We start from the raw sequence: 19,594 nt of genomic DNA on the forward strand, positions 1-19,594 counted from the left end.
GCGACGAGCGGTACCGCAAGCCCCAACCCGGTGCCGGTCACGTGATCATTCACTCTCGCGAATCACGTCCACTCCGTCGGGGATGTCGAATTCAAAGTGCGAGTCATCGATATTGGCATTGACCTGGATCGAAGAAAACTCGATCGCCGTACGCTGACCTGTGCTGTCGGTCATTTCCAGCATGGTCAGACGCTCGTCGCCATCGAAAGCCATGGACAACTCCTCGAACAACGTATCGGCGGTCTGCGGTGTCAGCGTGAAGACATCGTGTCCCTCCTGTTGCTGATAGTCCACGTCATAACTATCAGTCAGATCCGACGCGTCACCGGAAAGCAGCAACGCCGGTGTGTGAGTAATACGCTGATCCAGGCCTCGAACCGTCACCTGCTCCAGATCGGGGTCGTAAAGATAGACGTCCTCGCCATCCGAAACGACTTCCTGCCGGTAGGGGGCATTTACCTCCCACCGGAACTGGCCAGGTCGCGACAGCCACATGCGGCCGTTCGCCTCCTGCAAACGTTCGCCACTGCCATCGAGAATATGCTGTTCGAAATCAGCCCGGTAAGTTTCCAGCGGCTCCAGCAATGCGGTCAACCGATCAGCTCCCTCATCGGCACTGACGGATAGCGGCAACATCGCGGCGGAGAGGGGCAGTAGCAGTAACGACGTCTTAAACTTCATGTTTGCTCCTTGGACTCAGCATCTTGCCAAGTGTGGCACCTGGCTCATGGACAATCCGATACATCAGGAGTTGCCCTCATCACCCGGCTTCCTCGTTTGCTGCATATTTCCTCACTACGTATCGACACCACGATCATCCATCCCCTACGGGTGGCGGTGCCAGGACTTCACGTGAACCATTGGTTCCCATCGACGACACGACACCTGCACTCTCCATGGCCTCGACCAGCCGTGCAGCCCGGTTGTAGCCGATCTTGAAACGCCGCTGTACTGCCGAAATAGACGCTCGGCGCGACTCGGTCACGAACATCACGGCTTCGTCATACAAGGCGTCTCGTTCGGGGTCTTCATTTTCACCACCCCCGTCAGCTGCCAGGCCGGTCAAGGCATCGGCAGAGACGCCGCCTGACAGTATCTCCTCGACGTATTCCGGCTCACCGCGCCGCTTCCAGTCTTCCACGACACGATGCACTTCGTCATCATCGACGAATGCCCCGTGAATACGCATCGGCTGGCCGGCACCGGGCGGCAGATACAACATGTCGCCATGGCCAAGCAGATTCTCGGCCCCCCCTTGGTCGAGGATCGTGCGGGAATCCACTCTCGAGGACACCTGAAACGCCATCCGCGAGGGGATATTGGCCTTGATCAACCCCGTAACGACATCCACAGAGGGGCGTTGTGTCGCCAGAATCAAGTGAATCCCTGCAGCACGCGCCTTCTGGGCGAGTCGTGCGATCAGCTCCTCGACTTTCTTGCCAACGATCATGAACATGTCAGCGAATTCATCGATGACGACCACGATGTACGACAGCTTTTCCAGGACCGGCGGCTGTTCATGCATCTGCCAGGGTTGAGGTTCCCACAGAGGATCAGCGACCTGGGCGCCCGCGCGTTCGGCTTCATCGAGTTTTTCATTGAAGCCAGCGATATTGCGTACTCCCATGGCTGCCATCAGCTTGTAACGACGCTCCATTTCCGCAACGCACCAGCGCAAGGCATTGGCGGCCTCTTTCATGTCGGTCACAACCGGTGCCAGCAAATGCGGGATGCCATCATAGACCGACAATTCCAGCATCTTGGGATCGACCATGATCAGTCGCAATTCGTCCGGCGATGCCTTGAGCAGCATGGAAATCAACATGGCGTTGACCCCCACCGACTTGCCCGACCCCGTGGTGCCAGCCACCAGCAAGTGCGGCATCTTGCCCAGGTTGGCCACCACCGATGCCCCACCGATATCCTGCCCCAGCGCCAGCGTCAACGCCGAATCGGGTTGCTGGTAACGGTCGGAGTCGATCACTTCGCGTAGCCGGATCATCGCCCGTTTCGGGTTGGGAATTTCAATACCGACCGTGGGACGCCCGGGTATCACTTCGACGACACGGACGCTTTTGACCATCAGCGACCTCGCCAGGTCCTTCGCCAGGTTACTGATCTTGGAGACTTTGACGCCGGCTGCCGGTTTGATCTCGAAACGCGTGATGACTGGACCGGGCCAGGTTTCCACGACCTCGGCCTTGACACCATACTCGTGCAGACGAGTTGCCAGCAGTTCCGCCATATCGGCCAACTGGTCCGTCGTATAATTGGGCTGGCGGGCTTCCGGCGGCGTCAGCAGCCGCAAGGACGGCAACTGGCCATCAGGCTCCGGGAATGCATCGAGTTGGGGACGCTGACTCTGCAGATGCTCGACCGTCCAGAGCGCCGGGCTCCGAGGATCGGCGGCCGCCGCCTGCCCTTGTTCGGCACTGGCGATCGAGGGAGTGTCGTCACTCGCCACCTCGTCGCCACCATCTGCCTCGCCAGGCTGGTTCCGGTTGGCGACATCGTTGCTGCCGTCAGACAGCGCAGTAACGTCATAAGCCTCGGAGGCTGCATCACCGCCGTCTTCGGGCTCCGGCCAGATGAGACGTGGTTCGTCGCCATCCTCGTCCTCCTGCCAATCCAGGTCGCGCCAATGGCTCAACTGCGGCTCTTGCTTTTCACTACGCACCGGTGAATGCGGTGAGGATCCGGACGAGGCCCATGCCACGCTAGCCCGAGACTCACTTGCCTCCGCGGCATGCCTCTGACGCGTCGTCATGCCTGTCTCGTCGTCCGTGTGCCCCGGTGTCGCTGCCGACACCGATGGGCGAGTCCCAGCCGCTTCGTCACGCTCAGCACGCAACGACATGCCGGCCCAAGCCGGTTCCTCGACCTCGGGACGTAATCCACCTGGGCTTGATTTGACTTCGCTGGAGACCTGATTGACATAGGCGGCCTCAGGACGTTTGGCAGAAGGCGTTTTCTCCGGGACCTCCCATGGAATGTCCGTCCCCTTGGGTTCTCCATGCTCCAGCGCCGGCACGGACCGGGCGGACCGACGACGCAGACGTTGCCACCACGAAGGGCGATGACCGGTAGCGGCGTCATCGACCGTTTCAGCAGCCGTTGAGGAAGACGCCACCGACGCTTCGGCACGTGATGCAGCCCGTCGCTCGGCGAGCCGCTCACGAGTACCGGATAGGCGTCTCCCCCCCCTTTTGAGCATACGCACCAGGCCATGTCCCACTTCATCCATGACCGTTAGCCAGGACAAGCCTGAAAACAGCGGAAAGCCACATAGCAAGGCAACCAAGGCCAACAGTGTCGTGCCATGAGGGTTGACGAGCGGAACCAGGGCATCGACGAGCCCCTCCCCTATAATACCCCCGGCTGCGTAGGGCAAGCGGCTATCCGGATGGTAGAAGTGCAAGGCACCGAGGGTCGTGGTGCCCAACAGCAGCAACACCAACCCACCGGTCCTGACAGCCAGCGCCGTGGTATCCCATTCGAAGCGGACTTGTCGCGAACGGATCAACCGCCACGCTGCGAACCCAAGCATACCGGGCCACCATAACGCACTGGCACCCAGTAGCGAGTACAGGATATCGGACAGCCAAGCGCCCACCGGTCCCATCCAGTTGGCCACATTGGTCTCGGGGCCACTGCGCGACCAGGCAGGATCACTGGGCTGATAACTGAAAAAGGCCAACAGTAGAAAAACACAGCCGGCCAGCAGCAGTATGACAACGCCTTCTCGTGTCGCACCTTGCAAGCGTAACCCGAAACGTCGTGCCCTTTCCTTGGCTTGCGACGCAGCCCCTTTGGACTGAGACGTGGATCGCGAGCGGCTCGCAGCTTTCTTATTGACACTCAAGTGGCCTTCCCCCTTGCCCTTTCATGGCGTCCAACGTGGTTCCATTGCGGGAAGTTTCTCAACTCCACGCAATATCATACCGGGCCTTTTCCGCTTGGCACAGGGCTCCAGTCGCTTGAGCCCCACGATAAAGGCCGTCACACTAGGTAACGTTACCCACAACAGGCAACGATCTCATACCATGCTGCCCTGGCTTCCAGCGACTCTTGTCCAGTTTCCCGATAGTAACCAGGCCCTCGATGACCCGGATGGGCTACTGGCTGCAGGCGGAGATCTGACCCCCGAATGGCTACTGGCCGCCTATCGACGCGGCATCTTTCCATGGTTCAGCGATGGACAGCCGATTTTATGGTGGACCCCTTCAGCGCGCATGGTGCTCTTCCCCGACGAACTCCGCATTCATCGAAGTCTGGCGAAACGCCTGCGAAACGGTGGTTTCCATGTCAGCATCGATCATGCTTTCGACACGGTCATTCATCAGTGTGCCGCCAGTCGTGAGCATCGTGAGGGCACCTGGATCACCACCGAAATGGCCGAGGCCTATCGACGGTTACATCGGCTCGGCCATGCTCACTCCGTGGAAGTGTGGCACAGTGATCGACTGGTTGGGGGGTTGTATGGTGTCGCTCTCGGCTGCGTCTTTTTCGGAGAATCAATGTTTTCTCTGGAACGAGACGCCTCCAAGGTGGCGTTAGTGCACCTGTGCCGTCATTTCCAGAACCAGGGTAACGGCATGATCGACTGCCAGATGCATACCGAACACTTGGCTCGGCTAGGTGCTCGAGACATCGCTCGTACAGCATTCATCGACTATCTTGAGCAGTATATTGATGCATCCACTGACATGTTTTCCGGCAAAGTCATGGAGGACGCAGCGCCTGCCCCGGAATGAAAGGTTCCGCACATGATGGCCGTTCACCATGACATGTCGGTCCAACGCCGCCAGACAAACCATTCTCGGTTCAGCATACAGGCGGAAGGAGGTCGTTACAGTGAGCAGTAACGCTCCGCAACACCCCGTGCGGGATCTGCGCTTTTTCCTGACCGTCCCTCATTCTTGCAGCTATCTGGAGGATCGTGAAGCCACGACGCTATTCCTCGACCCTCAGGAAACTCCCGGACAGAGTGTCTATGAGGCGCTGACTCTACTCGGCTTTCGCCGTAGCGGTAGACACCTGTATCGGCCACATTGCGAAAACTGCCGTGCTTGCATTTCCGTGCGCGTGCCAGTCGCCGACTTCATCCCGACCCGCACCCAGCGAAAACTGATCAATCGCAATGCGGACCTGACACTCCACGAGCGACCAGCCAGGTTCGACAGTGAACACTACACACTGTATTCACGCTACATCCATGAGCGCCATGCCGATGGTGACATGTTTCCTCCCAGCCGGGAGCAATATCGCACTTTCCTGACATCCGATCACCCGTATGCCCGACTGATGGAATTTCGTCTCGACGGGACGCTGCTGGCCGTGGCTGCCATCGACTTGTTGGGACATGGCATTTCGGCGATCTATACCTATTTCGACCCGCATCCCGATCTTGATCGGCGCTCACTGGGCACCTATGTCATTCTGCGCCTGATCGATCTCGCCAGGGAATGGGGGCTAACCCATCTCTATCTAGGATACTGGATTCGCAACTGTCGCAAGATGAATTACAAGCAAGCCTTCCAGCCCCTGGAATATCTCGACGGCCGTCATTGGCGGCGCGCGATCCCATAATGCACGGCATTTTTGCCTTGACGACCGGCATGCGGCACAATATCGCGCTATCCTGATCGGCTATGCAGGATTGGCAGCCGATTGGCCGGTGACTGACTTACCGGCGCTCGTCTTGTTTCGTACAATCAGTGAGGAACCGCCTATATGGCACGTGAAGACCATATCGAAATGGAAGGCGTGGTCGTAGACACCCTTCCCAATACCATGTTCCGCGTCGAGCTGGAGAACGGCCACGTGGTGACGGCCCATATCTCGGGCAAGATGCGCAAGAACTATATCCGGATTCTTACCGGTGACAAGGTCAAGGTCGAACTGACTCCTTACGACCTTTCCAAGGGTCGCATCGTCTACCGCTCTCGCTGAAGCCGCCGTCCCGTCCCGGCCCGCCCCACTCCGGCCTATGTAAAAAACGACGCCCCGTCGATCTGACAGGGCGCCGGTGGAGTTGCATGAGGGTCATGGCGACCATTGACCCTCCGTTGCATCATGGGATCAAGCCATCTCGGCTTCCGTGGCGAGACGCAGCTCATCGCTGCCCTCTTCCAGGGTAACGTGCACCACGCCACCGTGATCGGCCAGTTCACCAAACAGGATCAACTCAGCCAATGGCTTCTTGATTTTCTCCTGTATCAAGCGCGCCATGGGTCGGGCGCCCATTTCCGGATCGTACCCTTTCTCGGCCAGCCAGGCTCGAGCCGCTTCGTCGACATCCAGTTGAACCCGCTTCTCATCGAGTTGTGCCTGAAGCTCGACGAGGAACTTGTCGACCACGCTGCGCACGACTTCGGGCGCCAGGCCGTGGAACTGGATGATGCCGTCGAGGCGGTTGCGGAATTCCGGTGTAAACGTTCGCCGAATGGCCTCCAAGCCATCGGAGGTGTGATCCTGTGTCTGAAAACCGATGGAACGCCGGGCTATCTGCTCGGCACCCGCGTTCGACGTCATGACCAGGATGACATGACGGAAATCGGCTTCACGACCATTGTTATCCGTCAACCGGCCATGATCCATGACCTGCAACAACAGGTTGAACACTTCTGGATGCGCTTTTTCGACCTCGTCGAGCAGCAGCACACAATGCGGCTGTTTGGTGACGGCCTCGGTCAACAGGCCACCCTGGTCATAACCGACATAGCCGGGAGGTGCGCCGATCAGGCGCGACACCGTATGGCGCTCCATGTACTCGGACATGTCGAAGCGTACCAGCTCGATTCCCATCAAGGCCGACAACTGACGTGCCACCTCGGTTTTACCCACGCCGGTCGGGCCGGAGAACAGAAAACTGCCCACTGGCTTGTCAGGCGATTTCAAACCCGCCCGTGATAGTTTGATCGCTGCTGACAGACTGGTGATCGCCTCCTCCTGACCGAATACCAGCATCTTGAGGTCGCGCTCGAGATTTTCGAGCAGCTTGCGGTCGGAGCTGGACACGCTCTTCGGTGGAATCCTGGCAATGGATGCCACTACTGCCTCGACCTGATCGACATCAATCGTGTCGACGCGTACTTCCGGTGGCAGCAACCGCTGGTGAGCACCGGCCTCGTCGATGACATCGATCGCCTTGTCCGGCAGATACCGGTCGTTGATATAGCGGTCGGACAGGCGCGCGGCACTCTCCAGGGCACCGTCGGAGTACTTGAGCTTGTGATGCTCTTCGAAACGGCCGCGCAACCCTTTCAGGATACCGATCGTATCTTCGACCGACGGCGCCTGCACATCGACTTTCTGGAAACGACGCGCCAGAGCCCGGTCCTTCTCGAAGATACCGCGGTACTCTTCGAAAGTGGTCGAGCCAATGCAGCGTAGCTCGCCGGAAGAGAGCATAGGCTTGAGCAGATTAGAGGCATCCATGACGCCGCCGGAGGCAGCACCAGCCCCAATCACCGTGTGTATCTCATCGATGAACAGGACCGCATTGGGTTGTTTCTTGAGCTCAGCCAGCAAGCTCTTCAGACGCTTCTCGAAATCGCCGCGATACTTGGTGCCTGCCAGCAACGCCCCCATGTCCAACGAATAGACGACAGCATCGTTGATGACTTCCGGCACGTCTTCTTCGACGACGCGCTTGGCCAGCCCTTCGGCAATGGCCGTCTTGCCCACACCGGCCTCGCCAACGAGCAACGGGTTGTTCTTGCGACGGCGTGCCAAGATCTGAACGACACGCTCCAGTTCGTGATCACGGCCGATCAAAGGATCAATACGCCCCATACGGGCCTGTTCATTGAGGTTGGTTGCGTAGCCAGTCAAGGGGTGGGCATTGCCCTCACTGATCCCCTCCTCGGCCTCCTCGGTATCGGGAGAAGGAGACGACGCATTCTGCCCATGCCCGGAAACCTTGGAGATCCCATGTGCGATGTAATTGACGGCATCGACCCGCGCCACGTTCTGTTGCTTGAGGAAATAGACCGCTTGGCTTTCCTGTTCCGAAAAGATCGCTACCAGCACATTCGCACCGGTGACTTCGCTCTTTCCCGATGACTGAACGTGGAAGACCGCTCGCTGCAGTACACGTTGGAAACCCAATGTCGGTTGAGTTTCACGATCACTCTGGTCTTCGGGGATCAAGGGCGTCGTGGAATTGATGAAATCCTGCAGATCCGAGCGCAGCTTATCGAGATTCGCACCGCAGGCACGTAGCACATCTGCCGCCGAGGCATTGTCAAGCAATGCCAGTAGCAAGTGCTCCACGGTCATAAATTCGTGGCGTTTGGAACGCGCCACGGTAAAGGCCGTGTTAAGGGTCAGTTCAAGTTCTTTGCTCAGCATGGCAGTCCCCTTCTCGCCGCCTCGGTTATCAGTCAGCAGATTCTATAACCGGCATTTTCACCATCGGGCAGTTTGACGCGTTTCGCAAGTGCAAGTTTCAACTCTCAGTCTATCGTCCAATTCCTCATCAGGCGTCGATACCCAGCATTTCATGAGCCTCACCGGCTTGTCGTGCCGACGAGGTCGGCCATCGTCAATCCGCTGCATCGATGTCACACAACAGCGGATGCTGACACTCCCTGGCGTACTGGTTGACTTGATGACTCTTGGTTTCCGCAATATCCCGCGTAAAGATACCGCAGGTCGCTTTGCCCTCAGTGTGTACCGCCAACATCACCTGAACCGCTTTTTCACTGTCCATATTGAAAAAGCTCTGCAGTACTTCGACGACGAACTCCATCGGAGTGAAGTCATCATTATGCAATACCACCTTGTACAAAGGAGGCTCAGCCAACTCGGGATCGGATGACTGCACCGCCAGATCGGCATCTTCATCCTCCTGCGGCTCAGATGGGCGCGTCATACCCAACCATGGCGACGCTTGGCATAACCTGTCAGGTGCATCGACATCTTGCATAGCAACACTATTCCATCGTTCGAGCCGGCTTACCATTTCGATGTCGACACTCGTTCGACGCGATATGTTCACCGGGGTTCACTACAAAGATGCGTCCATGAAGGCGCTCTTGCAAGGGGGCCGGACGCAAAAAACCCCTCGCCCATGTGGCGGGCGAGGGGGTAAGACGTGACTTGTCGGGGTCACTGTCCCGGGGACAGCGAAACTCAGCCCTTTGCAACCATCGCCAGTGCATCGTTGAACGTCCGGCTCGGACGCATCGCTTGGCGGGTCAGGTCGAAGTCGGGATGGTAGTAACCGCGGATATCGACTGGCTGCCCCTGCACCTTGGCCAGTTCGTTGACGATCGTCGCTTCGTTGGCTTCCAGTGTCTCGGCCAGACGTGCGAAAAGTGCCTTGAGGTCCGAGTCGCCATCCTGTTCGGCCAGCGCTTGAGCCCAGTACAACGCCAGGTAGAAATGGCTGCCCCGATTGTCGAGTTCACCGACCTTGCGTTTGGGCGACTTGTCACTATCGAGGAATTTGCCATTGGCCTGGTCCAGTGCATCGGCCAGCAGCTTGGCGCGCTGGTTGCCGAAACTCTCGCCGAGATGCTCGAGAGAAGCCGCCAGTGCCAGAAACTCGCCCAAGGAATCCCAACGCAAGTGGTTCTCCTCGAGAAGTTGCTGGACATGTTTAGGAGCGGAACCGCCGGCACCGGTTTCGAACAGACCGCCACCATTCATCAACGGCACGATGGACAGCATCTTGGCACTGGTACCGAGTTCCATGATGGGGAACAGATCGGTCAGGTAATCGCGCAGTACGTTACCGGTCACCGAAATGGTGTCTTGCCCCTGGCGAATGCGCTCCAGTGAGAAACGCATGGCGTCTTCCGGCGCCATGATCCGGATATCCAGGCCAGCGGTATCGTGATCCTTCAGGTACCGCTCGACCTTCTGGATCAGCTGCGCATCATGGGCACGGTTGGCATCGAGCCAGAACACGGCCGGCGTGTTGCTGGCTCGCGCACGTGTCACGGCCAGTTTGACCCAGTCCTGGATCGGCGCATCCTTGGTCTGGCACATGCGCCAGATGTCACCCGTTTCGACGCCGTGTTCGAAGATCACGTTACCCTGGCCGTCGGTAACGCGCACGCTGCCATCGGCCGGAATCTGGAAGGTCTTGTCGTGAGACCCATACTCTTCGGCCTTCTGCGCCATCAGGCCGACGTTGGGCACACTACCCATGGTGGTCGGATCGAAGGCACCATTCTGCCTGCAATCCTCGATCACCGTCTGATAGATGCCGGCATAGCAGCGATCGGGGATCACCGCCTTGGTATCATGCAGGGCATCGTCAGCCCCCCACATCTGTCCGGAATCGCGCAGCATGGCCGGCATGGACGCATCGATGATCACATCGCTGGGGACATGCAGATTGGTGATACCCTTGTGCGAATTGACCATGGCGAGCGGAGGCCGCTGAGCGTAGAGCGACTCGATATCGGACGTGATCTCGTTCTGTTTGGCTTCGGGCAACGCCTTGATGGTGCTATAGAGATCGCCGATGCCATTATTGGGGTCGAAGCCGACCTTATCCAGCTCGCCAGCATGCTTATCCAGCACTTCGCGATAGAACTCCGATACCACGGCACCGAAGATGATCGGATCGGAAACCTTCATCATCGTCGCCTTGAGATGCAGGGAAAACAGCACGTTTCTGGACTTGGCATCCTCGATCTCGGCAGCGACGAAACGACGCAGTTTCCGGTTGCTCATCACGGCGGCATCGACGACCTCACCGGCGAGTACCGGCGTTGTCTCCTTGAGAGTCTGAGTCGAGCCATCGTCAGCGACCAGCTCGATCTTCAGATTTCCTGCGGTCGCGATCATCGCCGACTTCTCACTGCTGTAGAAATCGCCTTCCTGCATGTGCGCCACGTGAGACCGAGAGTCGGCACTCCACTCCCCCAGACGATGCGGGTACTTGCGTACATAGCTCTTGACCGACTGCGGCGCACGACGATCGGAGTTCCCCTCGCGCAGCACCGGATTCACCGCACTGCCTTTGACCTTGTCGTAGCGTGACTTGATTTCCTGCTCTTCAGCGTTCTGCGGCTCTTCCGGATAATTGGGCAGCTTGTAGCCCTGCTGCTGCAATTCCTTGATCGCCGCCTTGAGCTGAGGAATGGAAGCACTGATATTGGGAAGCTTGATAATGTTGGCTTCCGGCGTCTTGGCCAGGTCACCGAGTTCCGCCAAGTGATCACCGAGTCGCTGTGCTTCGCTCAAGTAATCGGGGAACAGCGCGATGATTCGGCCAGCCAAGGAAATATCCCGTGTCTCCACTTCAATGCCGGCGGGATCGGTAAAGGCGTCGATGATCGGTAGAAGAGAATGAGTCGCTAGTGCGGGAGCCTCGTCGGTCAGCGTATAGATAATCTTCGGCGTTTTAGACATATCAGCGTTAAACTCTCTTGGTCACAGCAGTTGCATGAAATTGAGCGGTATGTCATGGCTCGACTGCGAAGCACAACTGTATGGGCGCATTCCCACGGCCCTCGATGAAGACGTGGCGCGACCCGGTTCACATGGGCCATGACGCTCGGGCCACCATGCAGGGACAGGACTCTGACGGTCCGGTTGCGACGACGGCGCCCCAACGATCACGCGGGAGTATACCAGTTCAGTCCCGCCTGCGCATGAACAATGTCGACAATCGGCCTGCATCGAGAGTGCAAGCCCGGCCATGAATGACAACAGGCTAGATGACACCTATATGAGTTCGCTCTACTTACTGCACAAACCGTATCGCGTACTTTCACAATTCCGGGACCGCGAAGGTCGCTCGACGTTGGCAGACCTCATCGACATCCCGAACATCTATCCCGCTGGCCGCCTGGACTACGAGTCAGAGGGATTATTATTGCTCAGCGATGATGGTGAACTCATCCACCGCATCAGCCACCCACGCCATAAACAGCCCAAGACCTACTGGGTGCAGATAGAAGGCGAACCGAATGAGAGTGCATTGAAGGCATTGCGCGACGGTGTCGTACTCAACGATGGCCGAACCCGCCCGGCCAAGGTCAGGCGGCTAGACATACCGGACGCTGCCGAGCGGTATCCCCCGGTACGACAGCGGCAGTGCATCCCTACCCATTGGCTGGAAATCACGCTGCAGGAAGGGCGCAACCGTCAGGTGAGACGCATGACGGCTCATGTCGGTCTCCCGACACTACGTTTGATTCGAGTCGCCATCGGCCCCTGGCGACTCGACGGCCTGCAACCCGGCGAGTGGCGCCACGACACGCTGCATGCGCCAGCCAAGACCCGCACCGCCCCTGACCGCCGAGCGAGGAGGTTCCAACGATGACACGCTGGACACCACGAGTCGCTGTCGCCACCGTCGTCGAGCGCGCCGGACGTTACCTGATGGTCGAGGAGGATCGCGGCGGCCCTTTCACACTGTTCAACCAGCCGGCCGGCCACCTGGAGCCCGATGAAACGCTACTCGCGGCCGCCGAACGGGAAGTGCGTGAAGAAACCGCTTGGCGTGTCGGTATCACCGACTACCTAGGCCTGTATGTCTATCGCACCCAGGAAGGCGTTACGTTTCATAGCCACGGGTATGTCGGTATGGCACTGGCGCATCTGGGTAACGAACTGGACACCGATATCCATGCCGTGCACTGGCTGACATTCGACGAGATCGAGGACCTGGACCGTGCCGGTCGATTGAGGAGCCCGCTGGTCATGCGACGTCTGCTCGACACTCGATTGGGCCGGGTATTTCCGCTTGAGGTGATTCAGGAACGCTAGCCTGCCGCCGTGTCACTCGTGGACCAAAGCTCGAAGCGCGTGGGCAGTATCGTGTATAATACCGGCCCATTTACTGTCACCCGATCCGAGAATGCCTATGTCAGCCACGGGCAAGGTCATCGTCGGCATGTCCGGCGGTGTCGACTCTTCCGTATCCGCGCTTCTGCTGATCGAGCAGGGCTATCAGGTCGAAGGCCTGTTCATGAAGAACTGGGACGAAGACGACGGTACGGAATACTGCACTGCCAAGGAGGATCTGGCGGATGCTCAGGCCGTGTGCGACAAGCTCGGCATCAAACTGCATACGGCCAATTTCGCCGCCGAATACTGGGATAATGTTTTCGAACACTTCCTTGCGGAGTACCAGGCCGGCCGCACGCCTAATCCTGATGTGCTCTGCAATCGCGAGATCAAGTTCAAGGTCTTCCTCGAATACGCCGAAATGCTGGGTGCCGACCTCATTGCTACGGGGCACTATGTTCGCCGGGGTCAGCGAGAGGGGCCCGACGGTAACCGCCCCCGCCTGCTCAAGGGACGCGACCCCAACAAGGACCAAAGCTACTTCCTGCATGCGGTGCCGGAGTCGGCCATTGCCCGGACCCTGTTCCCGCTCGGCGAGCTGGAGAAACCCGAAGTGCGAGCCATTGCCGAACGTCATGGTCTCGACACGGCACGCAAGAAGGATTCCACCGGTATCTGTTTCATTGGTGAACGACGGTTCCGCGATTTCCTTCAGCAGTACCTGCCGGCTCAGCCCGGACGCATAGAGACGCCGGAGGGCGACGTGATCGGCGAACATATGGGCCTGATGTACTATACCCTGGGACAACGGCAAGGATTGGGCATCGGCGGCCTCTCCAGTTACTCGGAAGATCCCTGGTACGTCGCCCACAAGGACCTGAATCGGAACGTCCTGGTAGCCGTTCAGGGCAAGCACCACGCCTGGCTCTACAGCGATAGCCTGGCGACTGAAGCGATGGACTGGGTTGCGGGGCAGCCCCCGGTAACGCAAGGCCGTTTCCAGGCCAAGACACGCTATCGCCAGGCTGACGTAGCCTGTCACATGCAAGTCCGCAACGATGGAGGCGTCGATATCATTTTCGACAACCCGCAGCGCGCCGTCACCCCCGGGCAGTCGCTGGTTCTCTATGATGACGATATCTGCTTGGGAGGCGGCGTGATCCGCGATACCTGGACGACGACGGTACCCGCCTCTCAGGAGCTCGGTACATGAATACCATTCCTATCCATCCCGCTCCCGAGAGTCCCGTCGGACGACAGGCGCTGGCACTCGCCGGCGTTTTCCAGGCAGCCAGTCAGGTCGACGAACTGGCACGTTCCGGCCAGGTCGATGAGCGAGCCTGGGAAACTCTGATCCGTGCTACGACCGATACGAACCCGGACAGTTTTGAAAGCATTTATGGCGGCCATCCCAACAATCTGCGCCAAGGGTTGGAAATCCTCGAAGCCGTGGTCGGTCGCAAACAAGCCAATCCCGTCGTACTGCGTTACGGTTTCTCGCTGCTGCTGCTCATGAACAAGCTGCGCAAGAACGACGACATGATGGCCGAACTGGGACAACGACTGTCCCGCATTCACGGGCAGGCCGATCATTTCGGTGCTATCCACGAAAATGTGATCGCCAGCCTGGGCGAGCTGTATCAGGATACGCTATCGACCTTCAAGTACCGCATCGTCGTACAGGGAGACCCCTCGCTGCTGCAAAGCCCGATGATGCCCGAGCGTGTCCGCGCCGCCCTATTGACCGGGGTCCGTTTCGCCTTGCTATGGCATCAGCAAGGCGGCCGTCGCTGGAAGCTGGTATTCCAGCGCGGTGCACTCAAGCGAGCCCTCGACGAACTTAATTGACGCTTCTTTTCGTTCTGGACGACGACCATGCAACTTTCATCCCTGACAGCCTTATCCCCCATCGATGGCCGCTACGGCAACAAGACAGCAGCCCTGCGCGAACACGTCAGCGAATTCGGGCTGATTCGTGCTCGCGTCGTCGTCGAGGTCCGCTGGCTGGAACGCCTGGCTTCTCACCCGGGTATCGTTGAGGTCCCTCCGCTGTCCGCCGCAGCGACGGCATTCCTGAACACCCTGGTGCAAGACTTTGCCGAAGCCGATGCCGCACGCATCAAGCAGATCGAGAGTATCACCAACCATGACGTCAAGGCGGTCGAATACTTCATCAAGGAGCGGATCGCCGAGCAACCCGAGCTGCATGCCATCAGTGAATTCGTGCACTTCGCCTGCACCAGCGAGGACATCAACAACCTGTCGCACGCCTTGATGCTCAAGGGCGGTCTCAACGTTCTGCTCCCCGCCATGCAGGAGGTCACCGATGCCATCGTGGGGCTGGCACATGACCATGCCGAGCAGCCCATGCTGTCACGAACCCATGGTCAGACGGCTACCCCCACGACGCTGGGCAAGGAGATGGCCAATGTCGCCCATCGCTTGCAACGCCAACTGCGACAGATCGAACGTATCGAACTGATGGGCAAGATCAACGGCGCGGTCGGCAACTACAACGCCCATTTGACGACGTACCCGGAGGTAGACTGGGAAGACAATGCCCGTATCTTCGTCGAAACTCTGGGACTGAGCTTCAACCCCTACACGACCCAGATCGAACCCCACGACTACATTGCCGAACTGTTCGATGCGATGGCACGTTTCCATACGATACTGATCGACTTCGATCGCGATGTGTGGGGATATATCTCGCTGGGGTATTTCAAGCAACGAACCGTTGCCGGCGAGATCGGCTCTTCGACGATGCCGCACAAGGTCAACCCGATCGACTTCGAGAATGCCGAGGGCAACCTGGGTATGGCCAATGCCATTCTCGCTCATCTGGCCGAGAAGCTCCCGATCTCCCGTTGGCAGCGCGACCTCACCGACTCGACGGTACTTCGCAACCTTGGGGTCGGGCTGGCCCATGGACTGATCGCCTACCAAGCGACCTTGAAAGGGATAGACAAACTCGAAGCCAACCCCGAGCGTCTGGCGGAAGACCTGGATGCCAGTTGGGAAGTCCTGGCCGAACCGATTCAAACCGTCATGCGTCGTTACGGCATCGAACAACCTTACGAGAAACTCAAGGAACTGACTCGGGGGAAACGTATCGACCAGGTCGGCTTCGCCGCCTTCATCGATTCGCTGGAATTGCCGGCTACGGTCAAGGCCGAACTCAAATCCCTGACACCGGCTACCTACATCGGTAATGCCGCAGCTCAGGCACGCAGACTTTAAGCCACGAGCAAGCATATGGCCCTATGAACGGAGGTGGTGCGCATGTCTCCCGATACGCCTTTACGACAACTCGGTGGGCTGACAGCCACCGAATTCCTGCGTGATTATTGGCAACGCAAGCCGTTGCTGATTCGTGGCGCATTTCCGGATTTCGAGAGCCCACTCGACCCGAACGATCTGGCCGGACTCGCCTGTGAAGAAGGGGTCGAGGCGCGGCTTGTCGACATGCATGGTGCCAATGGGTCCTGGCAGATTCACGAGGGGCCGTTCAATGACGAAACGTTCAGCACCCTCCCCGAACGCGACTGGACGCTACTCGTCCAGGCCGTGGATCATTACGTGCCCGAAGTCGCCGAACTGCTTGAGCACTTCACTTTCGTACCACGGTGGCGCCTAGACGACATCATGATCAGCTATGCACCGCCCGGCGGTAATGTCGGTCCTCATGTCGATCAGTACGATGTCTTCCTGCTGCAAGGCAGTGGCCAACGCCATTGGCAACTCGGTGGCCATGTGTCCGAAGACGCCCCGATCATTGAAGGCATCGACCTCAAGATACTCCGGCATTTCGAAGTCGATGCCAGCCAGGACTGGGTGCTCGAACCTGGCGACATGCTCTACCTGCCACCCGGTATCGCTCATCATGGCGTCAGCCGAACCGACGACTGCCTGACCTATTCGATCGGCTTTCGCGCCCCCTCCGCCGACGAGGCCATTACCTCGTTTGCGGACTATGTCGGCGAGCATCAACCCGCGTCGCATCGGTATTCCGATGCCGCCATGACACCGCCAGCCGATCCTGGTGAAGTCAATGACGAAGCACTCTCGCGTATGCGTTCATTGATCCTCGAGACCCTCGACGATCCGACCCAATTGGCCCAATGGTTCGGTCGTGTCATGACTCAACCCAAATATGTCGACCAGTTGGTCCCGACGGAGTCCCCGACCGATACCCAGGCGCTTGTTGTCGAATTACAGGCGGGACAGTCGTTGGAACGTACTCCAGGATCCCGCTTTGCCTGGCGCCGCCTTGACGATGCCAGCGCCACGTTGTTCGTCGATGGTGACGGTATCGACTGCGCACTACCGCTGGCTCGTCATCTCGCGTCCGATGCACCGATCACCGACGCCCTCCTGACCTATGCAGATGCCGCTGCTCTGCTGGCCTCGCTCGTCGACCGGGGCAGCCTGGCTTGGCCGCTCGATGACGACCAGATCGTCGAGGACATGGAGTGAGCAGGCTGACGGTCGACCAGGGAAATTGGGCCGCTCTGGGTCAACTGGCCAGCGAGATACGCCGTCTGGTATTCATCGAGGAGCAGAATGTACCCAAGCACGAAGAGTGGGATGGGCGCGACGATGACAGCCTACATTTCCTCGCCTGGCATGATCAGGAAGCCATGGGTACCGCGCGCCTGCTACCTGATGGCCACATAGGCCGCGTGGCGGTACTTCCCCACGGCCGGGGTCTAGGCATTGGCCAGGCACTCATGCATGCCGCTATCGATGCCGCCGGCAAAGCCGGCCACCCTCGCGTCGAGCTGGCCGCCCAGACCCACGCCCTGGCATTTTACCAGCGGCTGGGTTTTGAGCCTTTTGGCAGCGAATTCGTTGATGCCGGCATCCCTCACTTCCATATGCGACTACCGCTATCCGATTGATTTTCCCGCCTTGTGATAACGCCACGAAATTTCACTACATGACGGGCCTACCAAAGCCCTGAATGTAGTCAGGTTACAACGCTAATTACCCCCAAATAATAATTGTGGATGGCGCTATTTATCGACAATAGTTTCAGCCATGGCAAGGGAAAACGCTACGCTTCCTTCGACATCTCTTCGCCATCGCAGCATAGACAAGAATCTGTCAACGACGGGAAACAGTGCTGAAAAAAGTCACTCGATAACACTGACAAACGAGAGAGGATAGCGCTATGTCGACATACCAAGATGCACTCAGAGCCAGCACACGACTCTGCGAGACCCATGATGAGCGATGGAGCACGATCAATCCGGAATATGTCGCCCGACTCAAGGTGCAGAACCGCTTCCAGACCGGATTGGATATCGCCAGGTATACGGCGGGTATCATGCGCCGGGACATGGCAGAGTACGATGTCGATCCTTCACGCTATACCCAGTCGCTGGGATGCTGGCACGGCTTCATCGGTCAACAAAAAATGCTGGCAGTCAAGCGTCATCATGGCACGACGGATAAGCGCTACCTGTACCTTTCCGGGTGGATGATCGCCGCCATGCGTAGCGAATTCGGCCCACTCCCCGACCAGTCCATGCACGAAAAAACCAGCGTGCCGGCATTGATCGAGGAACTCTACAGCTTCCTTCACCAGGCCGATGCGCGAGAACTGGGGCATTTGTTCCATGAACTCGATGACGCTCGCCAACATGGTGACGACGTTGCCACTCGGGCTGTACAGACACGGATCGACAATTTCGAAACCCATGTCGTTCCGATCATTGCCGATATCGACGCCGGTTTCGGCAATGAGGAGGCGACGTACTTGCTGGCCAAGAAGATGATCGAAGCCGGCGCCTGCTGCTTGCAGATCGAGAACCAGGTCTCCGATGCCAAGCAGTGTGGCCACCAGGATGGCAAGGTCACCGTGCCCCATGAGGATTTCCTGGCCAAGATCAATGCCATTCGTTACGCCTTCCTGGAACTGGGAGTCGACGATGGCGTCATCGTTGCGCGTACCGACTCGCTAGGGGCCGGCCTGACCCAGAAATTACCGGTCAGCAAGGAACCTGGCGACCTGGCCGATCAGTACAACAGTTACCTTTACACCGTACCGATCGATACCAGCGATGACATCAACGAGGGCGACACCGTCATCAAACAGGATGGCGAACTGCGCAAGCCACTACGTCTGGCCAATGGCCTCTACCGCTTCCGCTCCGGAACCGGCGAGGACCGCGTGGTTCTGGACTGTATCACCAGCCTGCAGCACGGAGCTGACCTGTTGTGGATCGAGACGGAAAAACCCCATGTCGGGCAAATTGCCAAGATGGTCGATCGCGTACGCAGTGTCGTGCCCGACGCCAAGCTGGTCTACAATAATTCTCCCTCCTTCAACTGGACACTCAATTTCCGCCAGCAAGTCTTCGATGCCTGGCAGCAGGAAGGAAGAAACGTGTCCGAATATGACCGCGATCAGCTGATGGATGCCAAGTATGACGATAGTGAACTGGCCGCCGTAGCCGATGAGTGGACCCGTAACTTCCAGCGTGACGCGTCACAACAAGCGGGTGTTTTCCATCACCTGATCACGCTGCCCACTTATCACACGGCGGCCCTGTCCACCGACGAACTGGCCAAGGGATATTTCGGTGAGGATGGCATGCTGGCTTATGTAATGGGCGTGCAACGGCGGGAAATTCGCGAAGGTCTTGCCTGCGTCAAGCATCAGGACATGGCCGGCTCCAATCTGGGAGACGATCACAAAGAGTACTTTGCCGGCGATGGCGCTCTCAAGGCGAGTGGCAAGGACAACACCATGAATCAGTTCGGCTAGCACGTACGACAATGCATCGCGATAGACTCCCGATCCTTCGGGAAGGCTCATGCCTTCCCGTTTTTT

At 58.4% G+C, this 19,594-nt stretch carries 16 protein-coding genes; 11 read left to right on the top strand and 5 right to left on the bottom strand.

Annotation, left to right across the window (positions count from 1 at the left end; all coding sequences use genetic code 11):
* Positions 1 to 45: 45 nt before the first annotated feature.
* Positions 46 to 681: an outer membrane lipoprotein chaperone LolA gene (gene lolA / locus FVV99_RS12290; RefSeq protein ID WP_148254369.1), complete on the bottom strand. Its 636-nt coding sequence runs from the start codon at positions 679 to 681 to the stop codon at positions 46 to 48.
* A gap of 133 nt (positions 682 to 814) precedes the next feature.
* Positions 815 to 3,862: a DNA translocase FtsK 4TM domain-containing protein gene (locus FVV99_RS12295; protein ID WP_148254370.1), complete on the bottom strand. Its 3,048-nt coding sequence runs from the start codon at positions 3,860 to 3,862 to the stop codon at positions 815 to 817.
* Between the two features lie 181 nt (positions 3,863 to 4,043).
* On the opposite strand from FVV99_RS12295, the gene aat reads away from it, so the two are divergent.
* The 3 genes from aat (at position 4,044) to infA (ending at position 5,952) form a co-directional block, all read left to right on the top strand.
* Positions 4,044 to 4,754 (top strand): leucyl/phenylalanyl-tRNA--protein transferase, encoded by a 711-nt coding sequence (gene aat, locus FVV99_RS12300; RefSeq protein WP_148254371.1) that lies wholly within the window; start codon positions 4,044 to 4,046, stop codon positions 4,752 to 4,754.
* Positions 4,755 to 4,854: 100 nt separating this feature from the next.
* The gene (locus FVV99_RS12305; protein ID WP_148254372.1) at positions 4,855 to 5,589 is read left to right on the top strand and encodes an arginyltransferase; all 735 of its coding nucleotides are present in this window, start codon (positions 4,855 to 4,857) and stop codon (positions 5,587 to 5,589) included.
* A gap of 144 nt (positions 5,590 to 5,733) precedes the next feature.
* Entirely contained in the window at positions 5,734 to 5,952 is a 219-nt protein-coding gene (infA, locus tag FVV99_RS12310) for a translation initiation factor IF-1 (RefSeq protein WP_013332816.1), read from the top strand.
* A 129-nt stretch (positions 5,953 to 6,081) separates the two neighbouring features.
* Here the strand turns inward: infA and clpA are convergent, their stop codons facing one another.
* The 3 genes from clpA to FVV99_RS12325 form a co-directional block, all read right to left on the bottom strand.
* Positions 6,082 to 8,355 carry an ATP-dependent Clp protease ATP-binding subunit ClpA gene (gene clpA, locus FVV99_RS12315; protein ID WP_148254373.1) on the bottom strand — a complete coding sequence of 758 codons (2,274 nt, stop codon included), beginning with the start codon at positions 8,353 to 8,355 and terminating at the stop codon, positions 6,082 to 6,084.
* Between the two features lie 193 nt (positions 8,356 to 8,548).
* The gene (gene clpS / locus FVV99_RS12320; protein WP_148254374.1) at positions 8,549 to 8,878 is read right to left on the bottom strand and encodes an ATP-dependent Clp protease adapter ClpS; all 330 of its coding nucleotides are present in this window, start codon (positions 8,876 to 8,878) and stop codon (positions 8,549 to 8,551) included.
* A 260-nt stretch (positions 8,879 to 9,138) separates the two neighbouring features.
* The gene (locus FVV99_RS12325) at positions 9,139 to 11,373 is read right to left on the bottom strand and encodes an NADP-dependent isocitrate dehydrogenase (RefSeq protein ID WP_148254375.1); all 2,235 of its coding nucleotides are present in this window, start codon (positions 11,371 to 11,373) and stop codon (positions 9,139 to 9,141) included.
* 319 nt (positions 11,374 to 11,692) lie between these two features.
* On the opposite strand from FVV99_RS12325, the gene FVV99_RS12330 reads away from it, so the two are divergent.
* The 8 genes from FVV99_RS12330 (at position 11,693) to FVV99_RS12365 (ending at position 19,528) form a co-directional block, all read left to right on the top strand.
* The gene (locus FVV99_RS12330) at positions 11,693 to 12,289 is read left to right on the top strand and encodes a pseudouridine synthase (protein ID WP_148254376.1); all 597 of its coding nucleotides are present in this window, start codon (positions 11,693 to 11,695) and stop codon (positions 12,287 to 12,289) included.
* Positions 12,286 to 12,735 carry an NUDIX domain-containing protein gene (locus tag FVV99_RS12335; RefSeq protein ID WP_148254377.1) on the top strand — a complete coding sequence of 150 codons (450 nt, stop codon included), beginning with the start codon at positions 12,286 to 12,288 and terminating at the stop codon, positions 12,733 to 12,735. The genes FVV99_RS12330 and FVV99_RS12335 overlap by 4 nt, the downstream gene beginning before the upstream one ends.
* A gap of 97 nt (positions 12,736 to 12,832) precedes the next feature.
* On the top strand, positions 12,833 to 13,969 hold the full coding sequence (gene mnmA / locus FVV99_RS12340) for a tRNA 2-thiouridine(34) synthase MnmA (RefSeq protein ID WP_148254378.1): 1,137 nt from the start codon (positions 12,833 to 12,835) through the stop codon (positions 13,967 to 13,969).
* On the top strand, positions 13,966 to 14,604 hold the full coding sequence (hflD, locus tag FVV99_RS12345) for a high frequency lysogenization protein HflD (RefSeq protein ID WP_148254379.1): 639 nt from the start codon (positions 13,966 to 13,968) through the stop codon (positions 14,602 to 14,604). The genes mnmA and hflD overlap by 4 nt, the downstream gene beginning before the upstream one ends.
* Before the next feature lie 27 nt (positions 14,605 to 14,631).
* Complete coding sequence (gene purB / locus FVV99_RS12350; RefSeq protein ID WP_148254380.1) at positions 14,632 to 15,996, top strand: adenylosuccinate lyase; 1,365 nt, start codon at positions 14,632 to 14,634, stop codon at positions 15,994 to 15,996.
* Positions 15,997 to 16,038: 42 nt separating this feature from the next.
* Complete coding sequence (locus FVV99_RS12355) at positions 16,039 to 17,232, top strand: cupin domain-containing protein (RefSeq protein ID WP_148254381.1); 1,194 nt, start codon at positions 16,039 to 16,041, stop codon at positions 17,230 to 17,232.
* On the top strand, positions 17,229 to 17,657 hold the full coding sequence (locus tag FVV99_RS12360; RefSeq protein ID WP_148254382.1) for a GNAT family N-acetyltransferase: 429 nt from the start codon (positions 17,229 to 17,231) through the stop codon (positions 17,655 to 17,657). The genes FVV99_RS12355 and FVV99_RS12360 overlap by 4 nt, the downstream gene beginning before the upstream one ends.
* 272 nt (positions 17,658 to 17,929) lie before the next feature.
* Positions 17,930 to 19,528: an isocitrate lyase gene (locus tag FVV99_RS12365; protein ID WP_148254383.1), complete on the top strand. Its 1,599-nt coding sequence runs from the start codon at positions 17,930 to 17,932 to the stop codon at positions 19,526 to 19,528.
* Positions 19,529 to 19,594: the final 66 nt, after the last annotated feature.

This window comes from Aidingimonas lacisalsi (assembly GCF_008079445.1).
GTDB lineage: Bacteria > Pseudomonadota > Gammaproteobacteria > Pseudomonadales > Halomonadaceae > Aidingimonas > Aidingimonas lacisalsi.